The organism is Mucilaginibacter sp. P1_A3 (genome assembly GCF_056406855.1).
On record NZ_JBFTZJ010000001.1, the window covers coordinates 593200 to 613236 of the forward strand.

Sequence of the window (20037 nt, forward strand, 5' to 3'; positions counted from 1 at the left end):
ATTTTAAGGCATGATCTATTCCGTCCGGGTATTTCACAGCTTAAAATTTTTTATCGGATAATGTTTTACAGTTCAGTTTTTACACCTGTTTTAAGAATCTTTAAGCGGTCGGCAATGCCCAGAACCTGGAAGGATTGCCGCAACGTTTCTCCGGTTTCTGTATAATGCGACCAGCCTTCAAAATGTACCGGAATAATGGTTGCCGGGGCAAAAGCAAAAGCCGTATCGATTGCGTCATTCGCTCCCATGGTTACATTAAATGGTCCCCGTGGTTTAGCGGCACCCGCAAAAATGAATACATATTTAGGTTTAAATCGTTCAGCTACTTCTTTTATCCCCTCATAAAAAACAGTGTCACCGGTAATGTAAATCTGCATTTCATTAGTCGATATAATAAAGCCCGTTACATCACCCGTAAGATGCTCACTTCCAGCCGGGCCATGGCGGGCAGGTGTTGATGTAATTGTGACCTCATCATTTAAAACAATGCTTTCCCATGGTGATAAACCTACAGCGTTCCCCTGCAATCTCTCCGCTCCTATCCTTGTGGTTACCGTTTTAGGAACTGACTTTAAAAATTCCCTGCCGGCATGATCCAGGTTATCGCCATGCTGGTCATGGCTTAACAACACGACATCTATTTTACCGATATCAGTGAGAGCCGGCCCTTCGGTTTTCCAGTAGGCAGGTTTGTCATTAATCATAAACGATTCACCCGCCGGGTCAAGCGTCGGATCTGTCATCAGCCTTAACCCACCAATCTCCAGAATGATAGTGGGGCCTCCGAGATAAATAACGTTGATTGCATTTTTCATGATTATAAGCTTTTCGAGGTCAAAGTATACTACTCGGCAACATCAGTGATCATTTTATTAACAATCATCCACTGGTTATCGATTTTATGAAACGACAGGAACTCATCATAATTAAAGTCGTACATTTTCACATGTACTTTGGCAACTGCTATTGAGTTTACTACATCAATAGAAATAATTGTTCCTTTAAAAGGCTTACCAGAATCTTTGGGGCTTTGACGGTTCTTTACTCCATCAAGGTACTGATCGAGAGTTTTAGCATAAGGCTGTCCCTTCACATCCCCGAACAATAAGGTACCGGGGTTTAAAATATTTCCCAGGGTGGTTATATTGCCTTCATAGATAGCTTTGAAGTAATAATTCTCGAGTGCCTGGGTGATTGCTAATGAATCTTGCTGTGTATTTTCCATTTTGTTTGAATTTTGTGCTTTTAATACCATTAATGTACAGGACAAAAAAGCGGTCAGTAAAAGCGTTTTCATATTAATTCAGATTGTGCCCTGCTCCCAAACCTCCATCAACGTTGATGATTGCTCCGCTAACAAAGTTGCTCTTGGCAACGGTATAAACCATTTGCGCGATATCTTCTACTTCGCCCACGCGGTTCAGCAAATGTAAGCCTGCGCTTTGATCAACACTATCACCGTGCATTGGGGTGCGGATGGTGCCTGGTGCAATCGTATTCACCCTGATGTTATCTTTGCCAAATTCGGCTGCTAATTGTATGGTAAGCGCATGTATTGCCGCCTTTGATGCCATTTGTGCCGTAATGGGTACCCCCGCAATGCCGTGGTTTACCAACGGAGCACCAATATTAATCACTACGCCATTATGCTGCTTAAGCATTTGAGGAATAGCAGCCTGGGTAGTAAAGAAAGTACCCTTCAGGTTTGTATCCAAAAACCGGTCGAGGTAAGCTTCATCTACCTCAAGGAATGGTTTGGTTTCAAAAATACCGGCGTTGTTCACCAATACATCCGCTGAGCCAAATTTTGCAATGGCAGTAGCTACCAGGTTTTCACCGGTCCTTTTATCACTTACATCGCCGGCTACCATGGCCAGATTTGCACCTGCGCCAAGTTCCTTGTAAACCTCTTCCAGCTTTTCAGCAGTTGATGAATTGATCACCACATTGTCGCCGTTTTCTAAAAAGTGACGGGCTATTTCTTTACCGATGCCTGATGAGGCACCGGTAACAATTATTGTTTGTGTTTTCATTATATTATTTTCTATCGGCAGTAATGCCTTTGTCTCTCAATACAGATACCTGTTCTCCGGCGTAACCCCAGTCGTCCAGATCAATTTCCTGGATCACCACGTGAGTCAGATGAGGGTCTTTATTCAATACATCAGTCATTAGGCTGGTTACACCTTTAATCAGCGCTTGCTTTTGTTCTCTTGTAACGCCTTCGCGGGTTACTTCAATTTTAACGTATGGCATGGTTTTAATTTTTATGCTAAAGCGGCCTATCAGGCAGCTTTAGCGGTTACACTTACATTGAGTTCAAAATCATTATAGATCAGCGTATCGCCCAAATCTTTAAAGAAATTACCTGAACGGAATTTCATTTCATATTTTGTACGATCAATTACCAGTTTACCACTTGCGGTTAAATTATCACCGTTTGTATTGATCACTACATCAAAACCAACGGGATGCGTAATGCCTTTGATGGTCAGATCACCTTCGACATGATTTCCTGATACTGAGGCGATTGCTAAAACTGCTTCAGGGTACTTTTCAATAGAGAAGAAATCATCAGAAGCGAGGTGACCGAAGAATTGCGCGTTGGTTGCAGGGTCGGTTACATCCAGTATTTTGATGGAGGTGGTATCGATGATAAATTTACCGCCAGCAAGTTTACCGTCATTCAGAATCAATTCACCTTCTTTAACAGCAATGGTACCATTGTGTGCGCCGGTTACCTTTTTGCCTACCCAGTCAATATTGCTTTGGGTATTTACGATTTCAAATTTTTGAGTTTCCATTTTCTTTGTGTTATTAATTACACCACAAAGTACGGCAGGATATTCCAGGTGGCTACGTGACCTATATCACATTTGAAGAGCGGCAAAATGTATGTGATGTAGATCACATAGCAGGCATAGTATGTAGCTGGCTACGCGTTATATCTTGAAATAACCTAATTATTATGATGCAATTTAGTTATATATTATAAAGTTTATATAATGAATTGTAATCAGAAATATACCGGGTAGGCATAACAAACTGCATGATGAGTAAGATTGATTGCCGTATTGCTATTGGTGCAGAACGTTTCCAATTAGCATTTAAGTCCCTACCTTTATCCTATCTAAAAACAAGCATATGAAAGCATTTCTTGGAATGGGCCTTTTAGGTTCAAATTTTGTAAAAGCAATGATCAAAAAAGGTGACCAGGTTCAGGTTTGGAACCGGACGAAGGAGAAAGCAAAGGCATTGGAAGCTGATGGAGCCAAAGCATTTGACAACGTTGCCGAGGCCGTAAAAGGCGTAGCCACTATTCATCTTACTTTAAAGGATGACAACACGGTAGATGAAGTATTATCCTTAGCCAGCGAGGGGTTTGAACCGGGCGTTATTATTATAGATCATACAACCACCTCTGCAAAGGGTGCTGTAGACAGAACAGCTGCCTGGAAAGCGAAAGGATTTACTTATCTGCATGCTCCGGTATTTATGGGTCCACAAAATGCATTGGAAAGTACAGGTAACATGCTTGTTTCCGGAGATCAGGAAGTTATCCGCAAAGTAGAACCAGAACTATCCAAAATGACCGGTAAGCTGATCAATTTCGGTACAACGGAAGGCAAAGCGGCAGGTATGAAACTAACGGGAAACCTGTTCCTGCTGACCATGACCGCCGGTATCGCTGATACACTGACATTTGCCAAAGCGCTGGGCATCCCGGCCGGAGATGTATCTGCCTTATTTGACTCCTGGAACCCCGCAGCGGCAATGCCTTCAAGACTTAAAAGAATAACAACCGGAAATTTCACTCAACCCTCGTGGGAACTGAATATGGCGAGAAAAGACGCTGGCCTAATGCTGGCCGCAGCCGCAGAGCAAAATGCAAGACTAAGTCTGATACCAGCAATAGCCGACCTCATGGATCAATGGATTGATAAGGGACACGGTAATGATGATTGGAGTGTAATTGCTAAAGATGCAGTTTCCTAATTCCTGTGCAACAGTTTACAACAAAGCCGCTTCAAAATCAATTGAGGCGGCTTTGTTCATCATTGACAAATTAACACTTACGTTCATATAGGAAGCATCATTTTCAAAATGTGCATTATAAAAATCAAACTTCTTTTCGGGAAAATCGTGCGCTATCCGTGGGCGGCTCGCAGTATTTAGGTTATTTGAATAGCAACTCCTGGGTTAATTTACCACCCTGCGTTACCCTAAGATCATTTCTCAACATAGCTTTAGCATGTAAGCCGTCATCGTCGGCATTAAGAACTTTTCTGCTCAGCGCCTCCATTTTTTCTCTAAAACCATCAAGCATTGCATAATTTTTAAGCTCATACAGCAACATCAGGTCCCAGTCATTTTCTGAAGAAGGCAGTGCAGAAAAAACTTTGTAATCCAGGATAAGTCCGGCTTCCTTTGCTGCCCGCATTTGTTTTACCCATCCCTCACTGAGGTTTTTCAAATAAAGATTGTTCATGCCTGGTTTGGTATGTACAAATTGTACTTGCCAAAGCGGACCGTCTGTATAAGGCTTGTCAGTCTGGGCAAAAGAAACACCTGTGCTTACCAACAGTAAAACGATACTGATGATAAAATTTAAGATAGTTTTTTTCATGGTTTTACAATTTAGATTTAATGGCCTTTTATTGATCTAACCTACTGATTTAAAAAAAAATAAAAAAGAAATAAGATATGATCCTCGTCACGATTTAGAGTAGAAAACTGTTCATAGTTACTGTCTATTTGCAGGTGAAAGTATCATGTGAATGATTTTGAATTATTGTTCTATCCATTATATTTGCATCGTAATTTGTTTAATTTAAACAGTTCGGGATGTAGCGTAGCCCGGTATCGCGCCAGCATGGGGTGCTGGAGGTCGTGGGTTCGAATCCCGCCATCCCGACTTGAAAAAGGCTTTATGGATTAAACTCATTAAGCCTTTTTTATAAGGCCCACATTTTTAGTTCGTTCTCTTAAGATTGTAATTATCAAGGTAAAAAAGCCGCAAGCCTAGTTTATACCTGGCGGCTAAAATAAAAACAGGCTGTATCATATTCATGACCAGCCTGTTTTTAATAATAGCTATATCCTTGACCAATGTACTATTTGTAAAACATTAAAGGTCTGCGATTTAGAATACTGCAACAATTTGTAAATTCAAATTATTCATTAAGGTTTAACCGTATTTGCAATCAGGGTTACCGCTGTTTGTGCAAATAGTTTACCTGTAACTTTAGCCCCTGTGTTTAAAGAAATTAGTGTTTTGCTAATGATAATTCCTTTAAAATTTGCGTATGTTCCAAGGGTAGCTTGTCCAGAAACTACCCAAAAAATATTCTTAGCCTGGGCGCCACCTGCCAAAGTAATGATTGCGCTATTTCTTACAACCAGATTTTGTGCTATTTGAAAAACCCATACATCGTTTGGCCCACCACTTAAAGTAACACCGGCATTTGTTACTAAAACTCCGGTACTCCATTTATATAAGCCCGCAGGTAAAGTTCTGCCACTGATATCACCTGCATACTTATTAACCAAAGGTGAAGGAGTGGTAATTCCATTTGCAGTGGTAAATGCCGTTTTCATGTCGCTTACTGCGGTGGTCATTTTAGATGGAGTGGGAACTGCATAATTGGGTCCGTAAACTTTTCCGATTACAATAGGAGTATGTGAGGATTGATTATTGGTATCCATTATTAATCCAAATCCTGTTATTGCGGTAGAGGCAATAGGACTTGATCCTATATCGCCGGTAATTGAGGTAACGCCAGTAGTACTGATACCTGTTTCTGTTAAAATTGTAAAATTGTTTGCTGTTCTGAGGTTTATTGGTAAAAGCCCTGCAGTACCTGTAACTACTGCTAAATTTGTGGATAATGAAGATTCAGGCGGTGCAGTTGGCGCCACATCGGCACTCTCCTTTTTACATCCTGCTGTAAATACAATTAGCACTAACATTAAAAACCAAACCATGTTGAGCTGTTTAAAATAGCTACTACATTTTTGGGTACTGTTTACGGCGAAATTGTTTTTTCTACTCATGATTTGTTATTTAATACTGGTTTTGATATTATAAAATGTTAAAGATTAAATTTTATAATAAGGATTTCATTTACAACAGAATAGCAAAGCAAGTGCCCGCAATTTTTGGGGTGTTAATTACCGCCAAAAAAAGCAAACTACTTTTTTCTTGATTTTTTTAATCATAACATCCATCAAATGATCTAATTATGAAATTTTTTTAAATAAAAGTTAACCAGTTTAAATAATGAAAATTGGTAGAAATAAAAACTAATAAATTCTATATTTAATTTCATCAATAGTTGTTCTCGTTTATTTTATTTCAAAATACATAATCATTATTTCTTTTAGGTTAAATAACAACAGATAAAACCCAACTTGAATCTAATGACGTCTGTTTGTAAAATATTAAATTTGTTATGATAGATAATGAGGAGGGGGATTTAGCTTTTAAATTGATTATGATCGATATTCACTAAATACTGTAGGTATTGAACTAAAATTGCATTAAATTCAATACGCTATTTAAAATAAGACATTTATGTGTCTTTTTTATATGTTGTTTGATTAAAGTAAAACATAAAGACAGTTTTAAATTAGTTTGATATAATAAATGCATACATTTTTGAATTTCCGCATGATGTTGTAGTTTTAATGCGTTCAGAAGTTTTTACTTTTGAATTTAAACTTACCTATGTATTCTACTTTCGAAACCGAATTCCGCGTACGTCCCGACGATATAGACATGTTTCAGCATGTGCACAACAGCAAATATTTTGATTATGTGCTGGCTGCGCGTTATGACCAGATGGAACGCTGTTATGGCATGGCCATGGAAAAATTTATGGAACGTGGTTTTGGTTGGGTGGTACGCATAGCCCATGTTGATTACAAGCGCGCCCTCACCATGGGCGATTATTTCATTGTAAAAACCGGAATTGAAAGTATAGATGAAAAAGGTTGCCGCGTAAAGTTTAGCATAACCAACAAAGCCACTGGAAAAATATCCTGCGATGGTTATTTTGATTACGTGATGATAGATATGGCTACCGGTCGGGGTACTAAGATCCCGGAGGATGTGATTGAGCAGTATACCGTTTAGTTGGCTTTTTATCTGAACCCTGGAATTCCTTGAACTTGTTACATTGCACTAATTTTAAAATTCTGACAATTCATTAATTCAGTTCACGTCCTTATAAACGTTACAACTCAATATCTTTATTCACCATTCCCTGATAGCTGTAGTAATTAAAATAGAAAAACAAATACCCTACTCCAAGGTTCAGTGGTATCAGTACCCAAAGCAGGTGAAACATGATAATCCAAAACAGCACAATAAATAATCCTAATATCCATTGGAGGTATTTATCCATGTTAAGACCAAACCAGTATAACATGCTGTGAAATAGCAACGCCGTACTTAAACCGGCGAGTAATAACTCCACCGCCATTAAGGGGCTAAACCTGCTAAACAACCATACAGATTCAGGTAATAGAAAAAATAAATAAACACCCGCAAAACTCAGGAACAATTGCCAGCGACTGTAGGGCAGATTACGTGAAAAACATAGGCGGATTTCTTCAAAACAGCGCGCTTCAAATATCAGTACCACGTGTGCCGTTATTACAGCGAGCATTGCTATACCCGCTACTCGCATATCACTTTTCACATCGGCAAACAAATAAAACACACCGGTAATAATAAGCCACGATAAAGCCTTGGTTACAAAATACTGGATTTTAAGACTATCAAATACATGATAGATATACAAACTGAAATATGGCTTACGCCAGCTTCTGCTTAGCTTTAATAGCAGCGACTGGCTACTTCCATCAATCAGGTTATTTAACTGCCTGGTATATAACACAGCGCTGCAATAAACCATTCCTGTTATAAACAGTAATATAACTAAAGGCATTATATAATAATGATGTGTAACGCCCACCCCTACGGTCAACAGTGCATATATGATTATTGGAAGTAAAATATAAGCTTGTGCATAAAACCAGCTTTGTAATTGTTCATTTCGATTTAAAGCATTGCTGCTATAAAACAGGAAGTGTTTTTCAGGCTTGAGTAACTGCACAGAAACATAATGCCAGCTTTTAAATATATAGATAAGCCATCCACCAAAAACCAGCATCAGCATAACCGGGCTACTGCACATGGCAATCATTAACGATTCATGGTAACTCAGGAGCGTGTTGCCAGGCACGCATCCCACCATAATAAAAAAAACAAATAACAATACAGGCGCATGCACCTGGTAAAAGCCGTTGGCAAATACCTTTAACAACACGGTAGTTAATGGCGGCTTCATTAAGTAATGAATTTTAGGGTTTGTTCCTCAACCAACAGCTCACGTGCTATAGGCAGGGCATCAAGCTCCAATAGTTGGTGCGATGAAAGCAGAAAACTGGTGCCCTGTTCATGATAACGCTCGGCTATCCAGATGTTCAGGACCTTTAATGATGCTGTATCAATGGTAATAAGCGGTTCATCCAGCAAAATCAATTTAGGATTACCCATAAAAGCCAGCACCAGTGACAGTTTTTTGAGCATCCCACTGGAGTAGGTACCCACAGGTTGACCAACATAAGCCTGCATTTGCATGGTTTCTATATAATGCTGCTCCTGCCCTTTCGGTGCGTCTTTGGCCTGGGCAAACAGTGCTATCATTTCGGTGCCCGTTAAAAACTCCGGGAACACGGGTTCGGCCTCAGCAAAATTTACCAGCTTGCGGTACGCTACCGGGTGCTTTTTTATACTGATACTGTTATCAAGCAAAATATCTCCCTCGAAAGATAAGATACCAGCGATGGATTTTAGTAACGTGCTTTTACCCGATCCGTTAACACCCTTTATCCAATAGATACCCGGATTAATGGAAAGTTCATCAATTTTCAGAGCGGGAAAACCGCCGTATCGCTTTTTGAATTTTATAAACTGAAGCATTGATAATTGGATAAAAAAGTAACCGGCATTGTTACACGTAAAATAAAAAAGACGCACATGATGCGTCTCTAAATTTTTAATAACAATTTGAAAATTGGACAGCCCAATTCCCCAATTATAAAGCTCCCTCAATTAAATCCCCGTAAAACTCACCTAAGTGCATTCCTGCAGCCCTTACCTGCTGTGGAATAAGGCTATTTGCAGATTGGCCCGGCGTGGTGTTGATCTCGATAAAGTAAAACTCGTTAGTACCTTCCAATAAAATAAAATCAACCCTTACCATACCCCTGCAATTAAGGCGAATGTATACTTCGGTCACTATTTCGGCTATCAGCTCGTTTTGTTCAGCCGGTAAATCGGCAGGAGTTATTTCCTTGGTAACGCCGGAGGTATATTTTGCCTCGTAATCAAAAAAATCTTTAGTTGTGAGAATCTCGGTAGCCGGCAGAACGGTTATTTTACCATTCAGCCTGGCAATGCCAATACTAAACTCACGGCCTTTAATAAATTCCTCTACCAGGATCTGGTGATCTTCGTGAAAAGCTTTTTTCAATGCATCCGGTAAACCAGCTACATTATAAACCTTGCTCATACCAACACTGCTGCCACCATTATTGGGCTTAATAAATAAAGGAAATTTCAACGTAGCCGCAATAATAGCAACGTCATGCATATCCTTATCAAACAACCGCATAGAATGGGCTGTATGTAAGCCATGTATGCCATTCACAATGGTTTTAGTATATGCCTTATTCATGGTAATGGCGGACGTTGTTGCGTCACAGGTATTATACGGTATGCCCAGCATATCTAAATAGCCTTGAATCTTGCCGTCCTCTCCAGGGGGGCCATGGACAGTGATAAAAGCGAAATCGAACTTAATTTTTTCATCGTTTATGGTAAGGCTGAAATCGTTTTTATCAACATCAACAGTTCCATTTGCAAGCTCATGAAACCACTTGTCGCGGTTTATGTATATGGTATAAACTTTATATTTTTCAGCATCCAGATTACCAGCTATATTTTTGGCGCTGTTAACAGATACTTCGTACTCGCCGGTAAAACCGCCGGCTAAAAGGGCTATATTCTTCATATTTGGGATTTCGGATGTTCAGATTCGGATTTATCTTTGATTTTCAATTTGTGCCACACCGGGATTCTATTTTTCGATTTCCGAAAATAGAATAATAGAATTGAATATGCTAAACTGAAATTACAAATTCATAATTTCAAAATCCTTAAATCCGAATCTGAACATCCCAAATCCAAAATAATCCTTATGTTTGATACTTATTTGACTGTAATTATCCTTACATATACTGATGAGCAAATTTGGGGCTTACTTAAAAACAAAATCATTCCGTTATAACCTTATAGGCGCTATTATTACCGTAATAGTGATTGTTTTAATAGCATTTTACAGCTTAGGATATTACACCAACCATGGATCGGGCATACCGGTACCAAAGTTGAAAGGTGAAAAGATAGATAGAGCTATGGCCTTATTAAAAGAACAAGGATTCGGCTATAAGATAGATTCTGTTTACGTAGCGGATGCAGACCCTGGCACCATAGTGGAACAGGATCCCGATGCAGGAACAAACGTTAAAGAAGGGCGCGTAATATACCTTACTATGGTTACGCTACAGGCGCCTCCTGTTGCACTGCCAGATCTGGAACAAAGTACTTATCGTGAAGCCACTGCTACCCTATCAAACTATGGTTTAAAAATTGGTGATACTACCTACCGTTCAGATATTGCGCGCGACCGGATTCTGGAAGTTCGGTATGGAGGTGCAATTATTAAAGCGGGTTTCAAACTACCTAAGGGCTCAAAGGTTGATCTTGTTTTGGGAGATGGAGAGGGCGCCAGCGAAGTGGAGATCCCTGAATTAATAAACCTTGATCTGGATGCGGCACGTTTCGCAATTAAAGGAGCAGGTTTATCTATAGGTACAATTACCTACCAGGGAACCATAACAGATTCGACCAATGTTGTAGTTTCTGCACAATATCCTATGAAAACCGATTCGTTAAGTAAAACCAGTATAGGTACACGTATTAATATTACGGTTACACAAGGTGCAAAAGCAGATGCAGCCCCAACAAATTAATGCAACGGAACTGCTCGCCCGTATAAATAACGGGGAGGGTTTAAATTTAATAGATGTTCGCGAAACTATTGAATACCACACCTTTAATATAGGAGGCACTAATATTCCGCTTTCTGTTCTTGTTAATACCATAAATAACTGGGCTTACAACAAAACAGATGAGTTGATCGTTATCTGCAAAGTTGGTTTGCGAAGCGAAACCGCGCAAAAAATTCTACTGCAAAATGGGTATCAAAACGTTAAAAACTTAAGCGGCGGATTGATTGCCATTCAAAAATTAAAATAATTACTATTCATAACTATTTATCATGACTGAACAGAAGTCAAAATCAGGATTATTAAAAAAGTTCATTATAGCACTGGTACTGGTTATCATTGTATTGCTGGCATTTACAGGTGTAAATTATTATTTTAAATACTTTGGTCCCAATGTTACCGGTAAGCAGCAGTATTTGTACATACGTACAGGCGCAACTTATGCCGATGTTTTAAAAACCATAAAAGAGCAGGATATGGTTAAAGATACAGCAACATTTAACTGGGCTGCTACAAACATGAATTATATTCATCGCGTTAAGTCAGGTAAATATCGCCTTCACGAGGGAATGAGCAATCGTAAACTCATTAACATGCTGGCATCAGGCGCACAGGAAGCAATTCAGCTGGAATTTCATGGCCTAAGGATGAAGGAACAGTTTGCGGGTTTTGTATCTAAAAAAATAGAAGCAGATTCTACGGCAATCATCAACCTGCTTGATTCTGCGGGTTATGTAGCTAAATATGGTTTTACTACCGATAACGTGTACACCATGTTTATACCCAACTCCTACCAGCTATACTGGAATACATCGCCCGATAAATTCTTTAAAAGGATGTATGCCAACTATGAAAAATTCTGGACACCTGAGCGTAAACAGAAAGCCGCGGCACTTAATCTTTCCCAACAGGAAGTTTCTGTTTTAGCCTCAATTGTTGATGCCGAAGCTTTACATGATAATGAAATGCCAGCTGTTGCCGGCTTATATCTTAATCGCCTTAAAAAAGGAATGAAACTGGAAGCCGACCCTACCGTGATCTTCGCCCTTAATGATTTTACCATAAAGAGGGTGCTTAACAGATACCTTTCTTATAATTCGCCATATAATACTTACCTGCATACTGGATTGCCTCCTGGCCCAATTATGATGCCTTCTGTCAATGCAGTCAATGCCGTTCTCGATTATCAAAAAAGCGATTATATTTATATGTGTGCCAAAGCCGATTTTTCCGGATATCATGCTTTTGCAACCAATATGGCCGATCATTTGGTGAATGCTCATAAATTTCAGGAAGCACTTAACCAGCGCAACATTAAAAGGTAATGTTTGAGAATACCACCAAAATAAGGGTACGTTACGGCGAAACCGACCAGATGGGCTATATGTACTACGGTAATTATGCCGAATTTTATGAGGTTGGCCGGGTAGAAATGTTGCGTAGCCTGGGCTTAACCTATAGCGGTATGGAGCAATCGGGCATTATGATGCCGGTATTGGAGTTAAAGTGTAAGTATTTAAAACCAGCCTTATATGATGAGGAGATCAGCGTAAAAGTGATCATGGATAAAATGCCAGGAATCCGCATCCATTTCAGGTATGAGTTAAGTAATAATAAAGGTGAACTTATCAATACAGGCGAAACGCTATTGGTATTTATTAACATGAAAACCAATCGACCTTGCTTGCCCCCACAGGATTTTATAGATAGATTATTGCCTTTTTTTGAGTAAATTTGGTTAGATGAGATGGCTACACCGTTTTTTACTGCGCTTTAAGTTTTATCAGTACATTGTAGAGTGGACCAAGTTTATCGTAATTCCAGGTTTCCGCCCACTGCCATTATATACGGTTATTGATTTTTTTATTACGGAGATTTCTAAAAGCTCACTGATAAATCGTGCATATTCCCTTGCTTATAGTTTCATGATGGCCATTTTTCCGGCAACTATATTTTTGTGCACGTTAATACCCTATATCCCCATAAATCATTTCCAGGGAAACTTACTCAGCATATTGGCATCAATAATGCCTACAGAGGCATATCTGGCCTTTAGGGGCACTATTATAGATATCATTAAGAACCAAAATGGCAAATTGCTTTCTTTTGGTTTTTTGCTGACTATTTATTTTGCTACAAATGGAGTTATCAATTTGATGAAGGCATTTAATAAATCGTCGCTGATTGTGGATAAACGCAGTTGGGTAAAAAGACGTGTAGTTGCCCTTGGCATTACAATAGCCATCTGCATGGCCTTTTTAACTGCTATAGCAATTATGATAGCCGGACAGGCAATTATAAGCTGGATACGATCACACGTGGATACAGAGAGCCATTTCTGGATCTATCCAATCATGTTGTTCCGCTGGGTTATGATTATCATTATTTATTTTGTAACCATCGCTTGTCTTTACCGTTATGCCCCTGCTCATAAGAAGCGGTGGAAGTTTTTAAATCCCGGATCAGTTTTAGCAACCGGTTTGGCCGTTTTAACCTCATTGGGGTTTTCATATTACATCAACAACTTTTCATCTTACAATAAAGTGTACGGATCATTGGGCACAGTGATAGTTGCAATGCTGTGGATGTATATAAATTCATTGATTTTGCTCATCGGATTCGAACTAAACGCATCCGTTGACCTCTCAAAACGGAGTTTAAGGGTAATAAAACCGCGATATAACAGCTTTAGACAGAAAAAAGCCGATTCTTTGAAAAATTAAGGCATTGACATTCAAAAGCTTAAAGCCATATATTAAGAAAATGAAAAAAAAACGTTATCTCAGCTTGTCAATTCGCTTCGGATTTGTACTTTTGTGCCCGGAGAGCTGGCAGAGTGGTCGATTGCGGCAGTCTTGAAAACTGTTGAACTGTGAAAGGTTCCTGGGGTTCGAATCCCTAGCTCTCCGCAAGAATTTTAAATAAAAAAGCTCTCTGTTAAATCAGAGGGCTTTTTTTATGAAGTTAAAAAAGGGGATACTTTGAAAGAATATACAAAGACCGAAAACTGTGATTCGATTTCTTCAATAGGGAGCTCTTCAAAATAACCGGCATGGAAACTGGCAGCATTGTAACCAGTGGATATTAATTCTTGCTCACAGAATTATTTACCATTTTTCGAATATTGATTAATTGCAAATTATTGAGATAAAGACAGGCAATTAAGTTATTTTTTGGAAAAAGCCCATCCTAAACCTTAATTATTTGCTATTTACCCGAGGATTTTAATGTGAAGTTAAATTAATCCTTAATTATGCGGGAGTGGTTAAAATATTCATCGTAGCTGTCGAATAGAACACGATTTTTGCCCTATTGCCTGGTAGTAGCAATCATGTTTCAAAATTGTTTTTTTAATGCTTAATTCAGTAAATTTATCTAATGCATTTGATTACCAATTAGATAATATCCATTTAAAAATACATGGAACTGACCCAATATATTAATACTAAAATAAAACTTACCGCGGAAGAAAGTAGTACAATTGATGCCGCTTTCAACCGGCAATTTTATCCTAAAGGGACTATATTGACGGAGCCGGATAACCGGTCGCAAAAAGTTCATTTTGTTGAGAAGGGAATGCTCCGGACATTTTATAACAAAGACGGAAAAGATATCACTCATTTCTTCTTTGATGAAAATGCCATTACAATGTCGTTAGAGAGTATCTATTTTAACAAAACAGACCCTTACGGCAGGGAGGTTCTTGAAGACACTACATTAAGGAGCATACGCTTTAAGGAATTTGATGATTTATTTAACAATATCGACGCATTCAAAAAATTCGCTTTTATGGTATCGATCGAGACTTTAAAACGATTTTCGGACAAACTTTTTGCGTTGCAATTTCAAACTGCAGAACAACGCTATAAGTCTATGACCGATAACTATTCAAATATTTTATTGAGGGTGCCGCTTGGGCATATCGCTTCCTATTTAGGTATTACCCAACAAACCCTAAGTGTGATAAGAGCCCAGAAATGATTTTTTATTATACACTGCACACATTGAATTTCAAGATAACCGTTGTTTTACAAATATCATTGAACAATAAAATATCTTTTTAAAAATTTAGCACCGTCACGAGGTGGTGTTCTTGCGATTTTCTCTATTCGCGTTTATTTTCATCTTATTTAGTTATTTATTCCACTCATCCGGATATTTAGTTGTGCTTTATCTAACCTCATTCGCGCATTTAAAGCATATTAAAGGTCCGTGCAATTAATCTGCTCACACTTTTCATTTTTTAAGATATCTTAAAAGTAGCCTCGTTCTTCCTCCCGTCCTTTGTATTATAATTTTTATTAATGCAAAAGGATATTAAAGAAATGGGGATTCATTATATATTTATAACAGATGACCTTGGAATTGCATCTGTCTTTCCAATCATAAAGTTCAAATTAACCGACTTAAATTGTCAGCAGGTCTCGCTACTTTATTTCTCTGTAAACAAGCAACACGTCTTCCAAAAAGAACTGCAAATACTGGAGAGACGTTTTCTCACACAACTATACGTAAGCTACCTCTCAAAAGATATTGAAAATCTCTCTGTATTTCCAAACGAGGAAATTGAAGCTGTCTTGAATGCAAACACCATGCAACGCATGGATTTCATTCTTTCCGGCAATGAAGAATTTATTGAGAACGTAAAAAGGATCCTGATTTTTTTTGATATCAGCGAAGTACAAATTCAAAAACAATTTTTCACAGAATAACAAAACAATATAATATGAAAAGATTAAAAAAACTAACACCAGTCCTCATTCTCCCAGCCGTTACTTCTTTGCTTTTCCTTGCAGGCTGTAATACGAAAGATAAACATGCCACTGATGACACGCCTATAGGTTTAGCGGTAAGAACAGAGGTTGTTCATGCTGATATAATCGCTAAAGAAGTATCTGTAAGCGGGAATATAGAAGGTAACACCACTGTGAAACTTGGTTTTATGGTGGGTGGAAAAATCAACTATGTTTCCAATAAAGAAGGGGAAAATATTTCTAAAGGGCAATTGATCGCCAGTCTTGATCCAACTAATTATTCCATTGCCAAGGGGTCAGCAGACGTGCAGGTCAATACCGCAACTGATGAATTTAACCGCTTAAAGATATTGCATGACAGAGGTAGCCTTAGCGAAAGCGACTTTTCCAAAATAGGCTTCAGTGTACAACAGGCAAAGCTTCAGCAACAGTTACAGCAAAAGAATTTGTCCGATACGAGGTTGTATTCGTCAATCAGTGGCGTACTGCTCAAAAGACAGGCCGAAATCGGCGAGATCGTCGGCGTTGGCATACCACTATTTGTTATAGCAGATATCAAAAAGGTAAAGGTTTTGGCCTACGTCCCTGAAGGCGAATTGCATGAAATAAAGATCGGACAAATCAGCAAAATTAATATTTCATCACTCGATAAAATATTCACGGGAAAAGTAATTGAAGTTGGCTCAGCAGCTGACGCCACCTCAAGAGCGTTCACCATTAAGATTGAACTGGATAACCCAGGATCACTCATCCGGCCAGGAATGATTGCCGAGGCAAAAATTGCTACCACAGAAAAAAAGCAGGTGATCTTACTTCCTGCGGAATGCATTCAACAGGATTTGTCAAATCAGAGTTTTGTTTTTGTGTTGGACAAACAGCAAAACAAAGTGTTTAAGCGCCGGGTAAGCCTGGGTGACCTATTTAATAACAAAATTGAGATAATTTCTGGACTTACTGATGGTGAAGTTGTGGTTACCAGCGGCCAGAAAAGATTGTCTGATGGTTCATCAATTTCTATAACCAATAAATAAAACTATAATGAATATCATAAAAGCATCGCTCAAGTATAAGCACGTCACATTGTCGGTATTACTGTTGCTTTTTGCGGTTGGTGTAAATTCTCTTTTGAATATGCCACGCAGGGAGGATCCTAAAATTACCATCCGCCAGGGTTTAGTCATTGCATTTTTCCCCGGAGCTAACTCTGCACAGGTAGAAGACCAGGTTACAAAAAAACTGGAACAATATCTTTTTCAATATGAAGAGGTAGATAAATCAAAAACATATTCTACTACAAAGGATGGCGTGGTGGTAGTCAATGTGGAGCTCACCGAGAGTGTAAAGCAACCCGATATATTTTGGAGTAAACTTCGCCACCAGCTTTTAGTCTCCAGGCAAATTGATTTACCGGAAGGTGTTAAAGGGCCTGTTGTAAACTCGGATTTTGGCGACACTGAAGCTCTGGTTATCGGACTGGAAAGCAACAGTGCCAGCTACCAGGAATTAAAACATTATGCCCAAAGATTGGAAGACTATCTGCGGACTATACCCGCTGCTTCAAAAATAAAGCGTATAGGCGAGCAGCAAGAGGAAATTGTAGTGTCATCCAACTCAGAAAAAATGTCACAATATGGAGTTAACGCACAACAAGTGGTGCAACTCCTGCAATCTCAAAATAGCATTAATCCAACCGGCGAGGTTAAAACAAGCAACAGTAAAACGCCGCTTTATACTAATGGTTACTATAATACTGAAACAGAGCTATCCAATCAAATCGTTGGCACATCCCAGTCAGGCTCTGTAGCAAAGCTCGGCGATGTCGCCACTTTAACGAGGGATTATGCTGACCCGGAAAATATCATCACAGTTAATGGCAACAAAGCCATTATGCTCTCTGTTCAAATGCAGGAAGGTAATAACATCGTGAAATTTGGTAAAGAAGTTACCGGCAAGATCGAAGAAGCCAGGAAAGTAATTCCATCCAATATCAAAATCACAACCGTTGTTAATCAGCCCCAGGTGGTTGACGAAAACATATCACATTTCATTCGGGAATTCTTTTTGGCCATCGTATCAGTGATCGTTGTAGTTGTATTGCTTTTGCCCTTACGTATAGCTACTGTTGCAGCTATGGCAATCCCTATGACCGTTGCGGTAACCTATGCCATAATGCATGCATTGGGGATCGAATTGCACCAGGTTTCCCTGGCTGCGCTAATCCTCGTTTTAGGAATGGTAGTGGATGATGCCATCGTAATTGCTGATAATTATGTAGAACTATTAGATGAAGGTATTGACAGAGCGACCGCAGCATGGAGAAGCGCCAATGATTTGGTAATACCGGTACTTGCTGCAACAGTTACAATCATTGCTTCATTTATGCCGATGATTTTGTTGCGGGGAACTGTGGGTGAATTTATTTTTACATTGCCTATAACAGTAGCAGTTGCCCTTGCCTCTTCATTTTTAGTAGCCATGGTATTAACCCCTATGCTTTGTTTCACCTTTATCAAAAAAGGGCTGCACCAGAAAACCGATGCTCCCGAAGCGGACACAAAAGAAACAACCGAGAAGAAAGAAAGAAAATCATTGCTGGATTTAATGCAGAATGGGTACAACAAGCTTTTAGATTGGTGTGTCAATCATCCAAGAATAACTATCCTGAGCAGTTTAGTGCCTATTGCATTTGCATTGCTACTGTTTTCAAAAGGAATAAGGCAGCAATTTTTCCCCGCGGCAGAAAGGAGTCAGTTTGTTGTAGAACTATGGATGCCGACCGGCACAAAATTGGAAAAGACTCATGAGGCGATTTTAAGAGTGCAAGCATTGTTGAAAAATGACAAAAGAGTAGTGTCTTATGCAACATTTTCGGGTACTGCCTCTCCGAGGTTCTATTATAATTTCTCTCCGGAATTTCCCACAAATAATTATGCACAGATACTGATTAACACCACCACAGAAAAGTCTACTGACGAGCTCGCCGAGGAATTAAGCGGCAAAGTGGATAAATTAATACCGGAGGGCACAACGTATGTTAAATTGATGCAACAGGGCTCATCGCTCAAAGCACCGGTAGAGGTTAGAATTATCGGGGAGGATATCGATCATCTGAAATCTATTGCAACACAAGTAAGTGATATTATTAAAAAAGCAAAAGGCAGTCGTTTTGTGAGAAGCGACTTTGCAGAAGATTATTATGGAATAGGGATAAAATTAAAAGAAGAAGCCAGCCGCCTGGGTTATACTACTACCGGTATCTCTCAATCAGTGTACACCGGATTTAGCGGGGCCGCTATTTCTACTATGTATGAAGGCAATAATCCGGTAAATATTGTATTTCGACTGGATGAAAAAAACAGGCAGACCACTAATGATCTTCAGAATATTTATTTGAGATCCCCTGTTACCGGCGCTAATGTTCCGCTAAGGCAAATTGCTGATTTGACGCCTCGCTGGCAGACCGGCCGCATTATGCACCGCAACGGTGTGAGGACGCTTACCGTGCAAAGCGAAACGACACAGGATGTTCTTCCGTCAGAATTATTAGCGGCTATACAGCCTGAGATTGCTAAACTACACCTGCCCAACGGCTATCGCATCGACTACGGCGGTGAAGATTTTAACAAAAAAGAGGCATTAGGTCAATTAATTACGGCATTGCTGGTGAGCCTTGTGCTGATATTTTTTATCCTTCTTTTCCAATTCCGCGATCTCAAAGAGGCGGCAATAGTGATGCTTACAATACCGCTAAGTTTGTTTGGCGCCATCATGGGCCTCTATCTCACCGGAAACTACTTCAGTTTCACATCTTTTATTGGTTTGATAGCACTTTCGGGAATTGTAGTACGTAATGCAATCATCCTGGTTGACCATACCCATGAATTAATGAAGCACGGACTCGATTTAAAAGCAGCGGCTATAGAATCAGGAAAAAGGCGCTTAAGGCCCATCTTCCTTACTGCTATGGCAGCAGCAATTGGTGTATTACCCATGATCATATCAGGATCCGCCATGTGGGCGCCTCTTGCAAGTGTACTGGCCTTTGGCGTGGTATGGAGCATGGTTATGGCATTAATCTCTGTTCCTGTACTATATATTTCCTGGATAAAGCCAAAACCAATCAATTAAAAAAAATTTAAAGCCA

At 39.3% G+C, this 20037-nt stretch carries 21 protein-coding genes and 2 tRNA genes; 13 read left to right on the top strand and 10 right to left on the bottom strand.

From position 1 onward, the window contains the following. Positions 1 to 65: 65 nt before the first annotated feature. The 5 genes from AC1D0K_RS02365 to AC1D0K_RS02385 all read right to left on the bottom strand — a co-directional run bounded on the left by AC1D0K_RS02365 (position 66) and on the right by AC1D0K_RS02385 (position 2804). On the bottom strand, positions 66 to 815 hold the full coding sequence (locus AC1D0K_RS02365; protein ID WP_477442513.1) for an MBL fold metallo-hydrolase: 750 nt from the start codon (positions 813 to 815) through the stop codon (positions 66 to 68). Between the two features lie 29 nt (positions 816 to 844). Then, on the bottom strand, positions 845 to 1225 hold the full coding sequence (locus AC1D0K_RS02370) for a nuclear transport factor 2 family protein (protein ID WP_477462989.1): 381 nt from the start codon (positions 1223 to 1225) through the stop codon (positions 845 to 847). A 73-nt stretch (positions 1226 to 1298) separates the two neighbouring features. Then, entirely contained in the window at positions 1299 to 2033 is a 735-nt protein-coding gene (locus tag AC1D0K_RS02375; RefSeq protein ID WP_477397031.1) for an SDR family NAD(P)-dependent oxidoreductase, read from the bottom strand. 4 nt (positions 2034 to 2037) lie between these two features. Further along, positions 2038 to 2256 carry a tautomerase family protein gene (locus AC1D0K_RS02380; RefSeq protein WP_477397029.1) on the bottom strand — a complete coding sequence of 73 codons (219 nt, stop codon included), beginning with the start codon at positions 2254 to 2256 and terminating at the stop codon, positions 2038 to 2040. A gap of 29 nt (positions 2257 to 2285) precedes the next feature. Further along, the gene (locus AC1D0K_RS02385) at positions 2286 to 2804 is read right to left on the bottom strand and encodes a YceI family protein (protein WP_477397027.1); all 519 of its coding nucleotides are present in this window, start codon (positions 2802 to 2804) and stop codon (positions 2286 to 2288) included. Positions 2805 to 3144: 340 nt separating this feature from the next. Between AC1D0K_RS02385 and AC1D0K_RS02390 the strand changes: the two genes are divergently transcribed. Then, positions 3145 to 3996 (top strand): NAD(P)-dependent oxidoreductase, encoded by an 852-nt coding sequence (locus AC1D0K_RS02390; protein WP_477442511.1) that lies wholly within the window; start codon positions 3145 to 3147, stop codon positions 3994 to 3996. 181 nt (positions 3997 to 4177) lie between these two features. Here AC1D0K_RS02390 and AC1D0K_RS02395 read toward each other — a convergent pair whose 3' ends face one another. After that, positions 4178 to 4627 (bottom strand): hypothetical protein, encoded by a 450-nt coding sequence (locus tag AC1D0K_RS02395; RefSeq protein WP_477392999.1) that lies wholly within the window; start codon positions 4625 to 4627, stop codon positions 4178 to 4180. A gap of 214 nt (positions 4628 to 4841) precedes the next feature. Here AC1D0K_RS02395 and AC1D0K_RS02400 point away from each other — a divergent pair. Further along, positions 4842 to 4915: transfer RNA gene (locus tag AC1D0K_RS02400), tRNA-Pro, on the top strand. 266 nt (positions 4916 to 5181) lie between these two features. Here the strand turns inward: AC1D0K_RS02400 and AC1D0K_RS02405 are convergent. Beyond that, positions 5182 to 6054, bottom strand: coding sequence for an ice-binding family protein (locus AC1D0K_RS02405; RefSeq protein ID WP_477393001.1), 873 nt, complete (start codon positions 6052 to 6054; stop codon positions 5182 to 5184). A 673-nt stretch (positions 6055 to 6727) separates the two neighbouring features. Between AC1D0K_RS02405 and AC1D0K_RS02410 the strand changes: the two genes are divergently transcribed. Beyond that, positions 6728 to 7135 carry an acyl-CoA thioesterase gene (locus AC1D0K_RS02410; RefSeq protein WP_477393003.1) on the top strand — a complete coding sequence of 136 codons (408 nt, stop codon included), beginning with the start codon at positions 6728 to 6730 and terminating at the stop codon, positions 7133 to 7135. Positions 7136 to 7235: 100 nt separating this feature from the next. Here the strand turns inward: AC1D0K_RS02410 and AC1D0K_RS02415 are convergent, their stop codons facing one another. The 3 genes from AC1D0K_RS02415 to AC1D0K_RS02425 all read right to left on the bottom strand — a co-directional run bounded on the left by AC1D0K_RS02415 (position 7236) and on the right by AC1D0K_RS02425 (position 10082). Further along, on the bottom strand, positions 7236 to 8354 hold the full coding sequence (locus AC1D0K_RS02415; protein ID WP_477393005.1) for a hypothetical protein: 1119 nt from the start codon (positions 8352 to 8354) through the stop codon (positions 7236 to 7238). Further along, positions 8354 to 8989, bottom strand: a complete 636-nt coding sequence (locus tag AC1D0K_RS02420) for an ABC transporter ATP-binding protein (protein WP_477393007.1) — start codon at positions 8987 to 8989, stop codon at positions 8354 to 8356. Before AC1D0K_RS02420 ends, AC1D0K_RS02415 begins: the two co-directional genes overlap by 1 nt. Before the next feature lie 115 nt (positions 8990 to 9104). Next, positions 9105 to 10082 carry a D-alanine--D-alanine ligase gene (locus AC1D0K_RS02425; RefSeq protein ID WP_477393009.1) on the bottom strand — a complete coding sequence of 326 codons (978 nt, stop codon included), beginning with the start codon at positions 10080 to 10082 and terminating at the stop codon, positions 9105 to 9107. Positions 10083 to 10311: 229 nt separating this feature from the next. On the opposite strand from AC1D0K_RS02425, the gene AC1D0K_RS02430 reads away from it, so the two are divergent. From AC1D0K_RS02430 to AC1D0K_RS02475, 10 genes are all read left to right on the top strand, one after another. Continuing rightward, positions 10312 to 11103: a PASTA domain-containing protein gene (locus AC1D0K_RS02430; RefSeq protein ID WP_477393011.1), complete on the top strand. Its 792-nt coding sequence runs from the start codon at positions 10312 to 10314 to the stop codon at positions 11101 to 11103. Continuing rightward, the gene (locus AC1D0K_RS02435) at positions 11084 to 11389 is read left to right on the top strand and encodes a rhodanese-like domain-containing protein (protein WP_477393013.1); all 306 of its coding nucleotides are present in this window, start codon (positions 11084 to 11086) and stop codon (positions 11387 to 11389) included. The genes AC1D0K_RS02430 and AC1D0K_RS02435 overlap by 20 nt, the downstream gene beginning before the upstream one ends. Positions 11390 to 11411: 22 nt before the next feature. Continuing rightward, positions 11412 to 12464, top strand: a complete 1053-nt coding sequence (mltG, locus tag AC1D0K_RS02440) for an endolytic transglycosylase MltG (RefSeq protein WP_477393015.1) — start codon at positions 11412 to 11414, stop codon at positions 12462 to 12464. Continuing rightward, complete coding sequence (locus AC1D0K_RS02445; protein WP_477393017.1) at positions 12464 to 12871, top strand: acyl-CoA thioesterase; 408 nt, start codon at positions 12464 to 12466, stop codon at positions 12869 to 12871. The genes mltG and AC1D0K_RS02445 overlap by 1 nt, the downstream gene beginning before the upstream one ends. Before the next feature lie 10 nt (positions 12872 to 12881). Continuing rightward, entirely contained in the window at positions 12882 to 13862 is a 981-nt protein-coding gene (locus AC1D0K_RS02450) for a YihY/virulence factor BrkB family protein (protein ID WP_477393019.1), read from the top strand. Between the two features lie 99 nt (positions 13863 to 13961). After that, a tRNA-Ser gene (locus tag AC1D0K_RS02455) sits at positions 13962 to 14048 on the top strand. A gap of 511 nt (positions 14049 to 14559) precedes the next feature. Beyond that, positions 14560 to 15120, top strand: a complete 561-nt coding sequence (locus tag AC1D0K_RS02460) for a Crp/Fnr family transcriptional regulator (RefSeq protein WP_477393021.1) — start codon at positions 14560 to 14562, stop codon at positions 15118 to 15120. Between the two features lie 323 nt (positions 15121 to 15443). Further along, on the top strand, positions 15444 to 15851 hold the full coding sequence (locus AC1D0K_RS02465) for a hypothetical protein (protein WP_477393023.1): 408 nt from the start codon (positions 15444 to 15446) through the stop codon (positions 15849 to 15851). A gap of 14 nt (positions 15852 to 15865) precedes the next feature. Next, positions 15866 to 16924: an efflux RND transporter periplasmic adaptor subunit gene (locus AC1D0K_RS02470; protein ID WP_477393025.1), complete on the top strand. Its 1059-nt coding sequence runs from the start codon at positions 15866 to 15868 to the stop codon at positions 16922 to 16924. A gap of 7 nt (positions 16925 to 16931) precedes the next feature. Next, entirely contained in the window at positions 16932 to 20021 is a 3090-nt protein-coding gene (locus AC1D0K_RS02475; protein ID WP_477393027.1) for an efflux RND transporter permease subunit, read from the top strand. Positions 20022 to 20037: the final 16 nt, after the last annotated feature.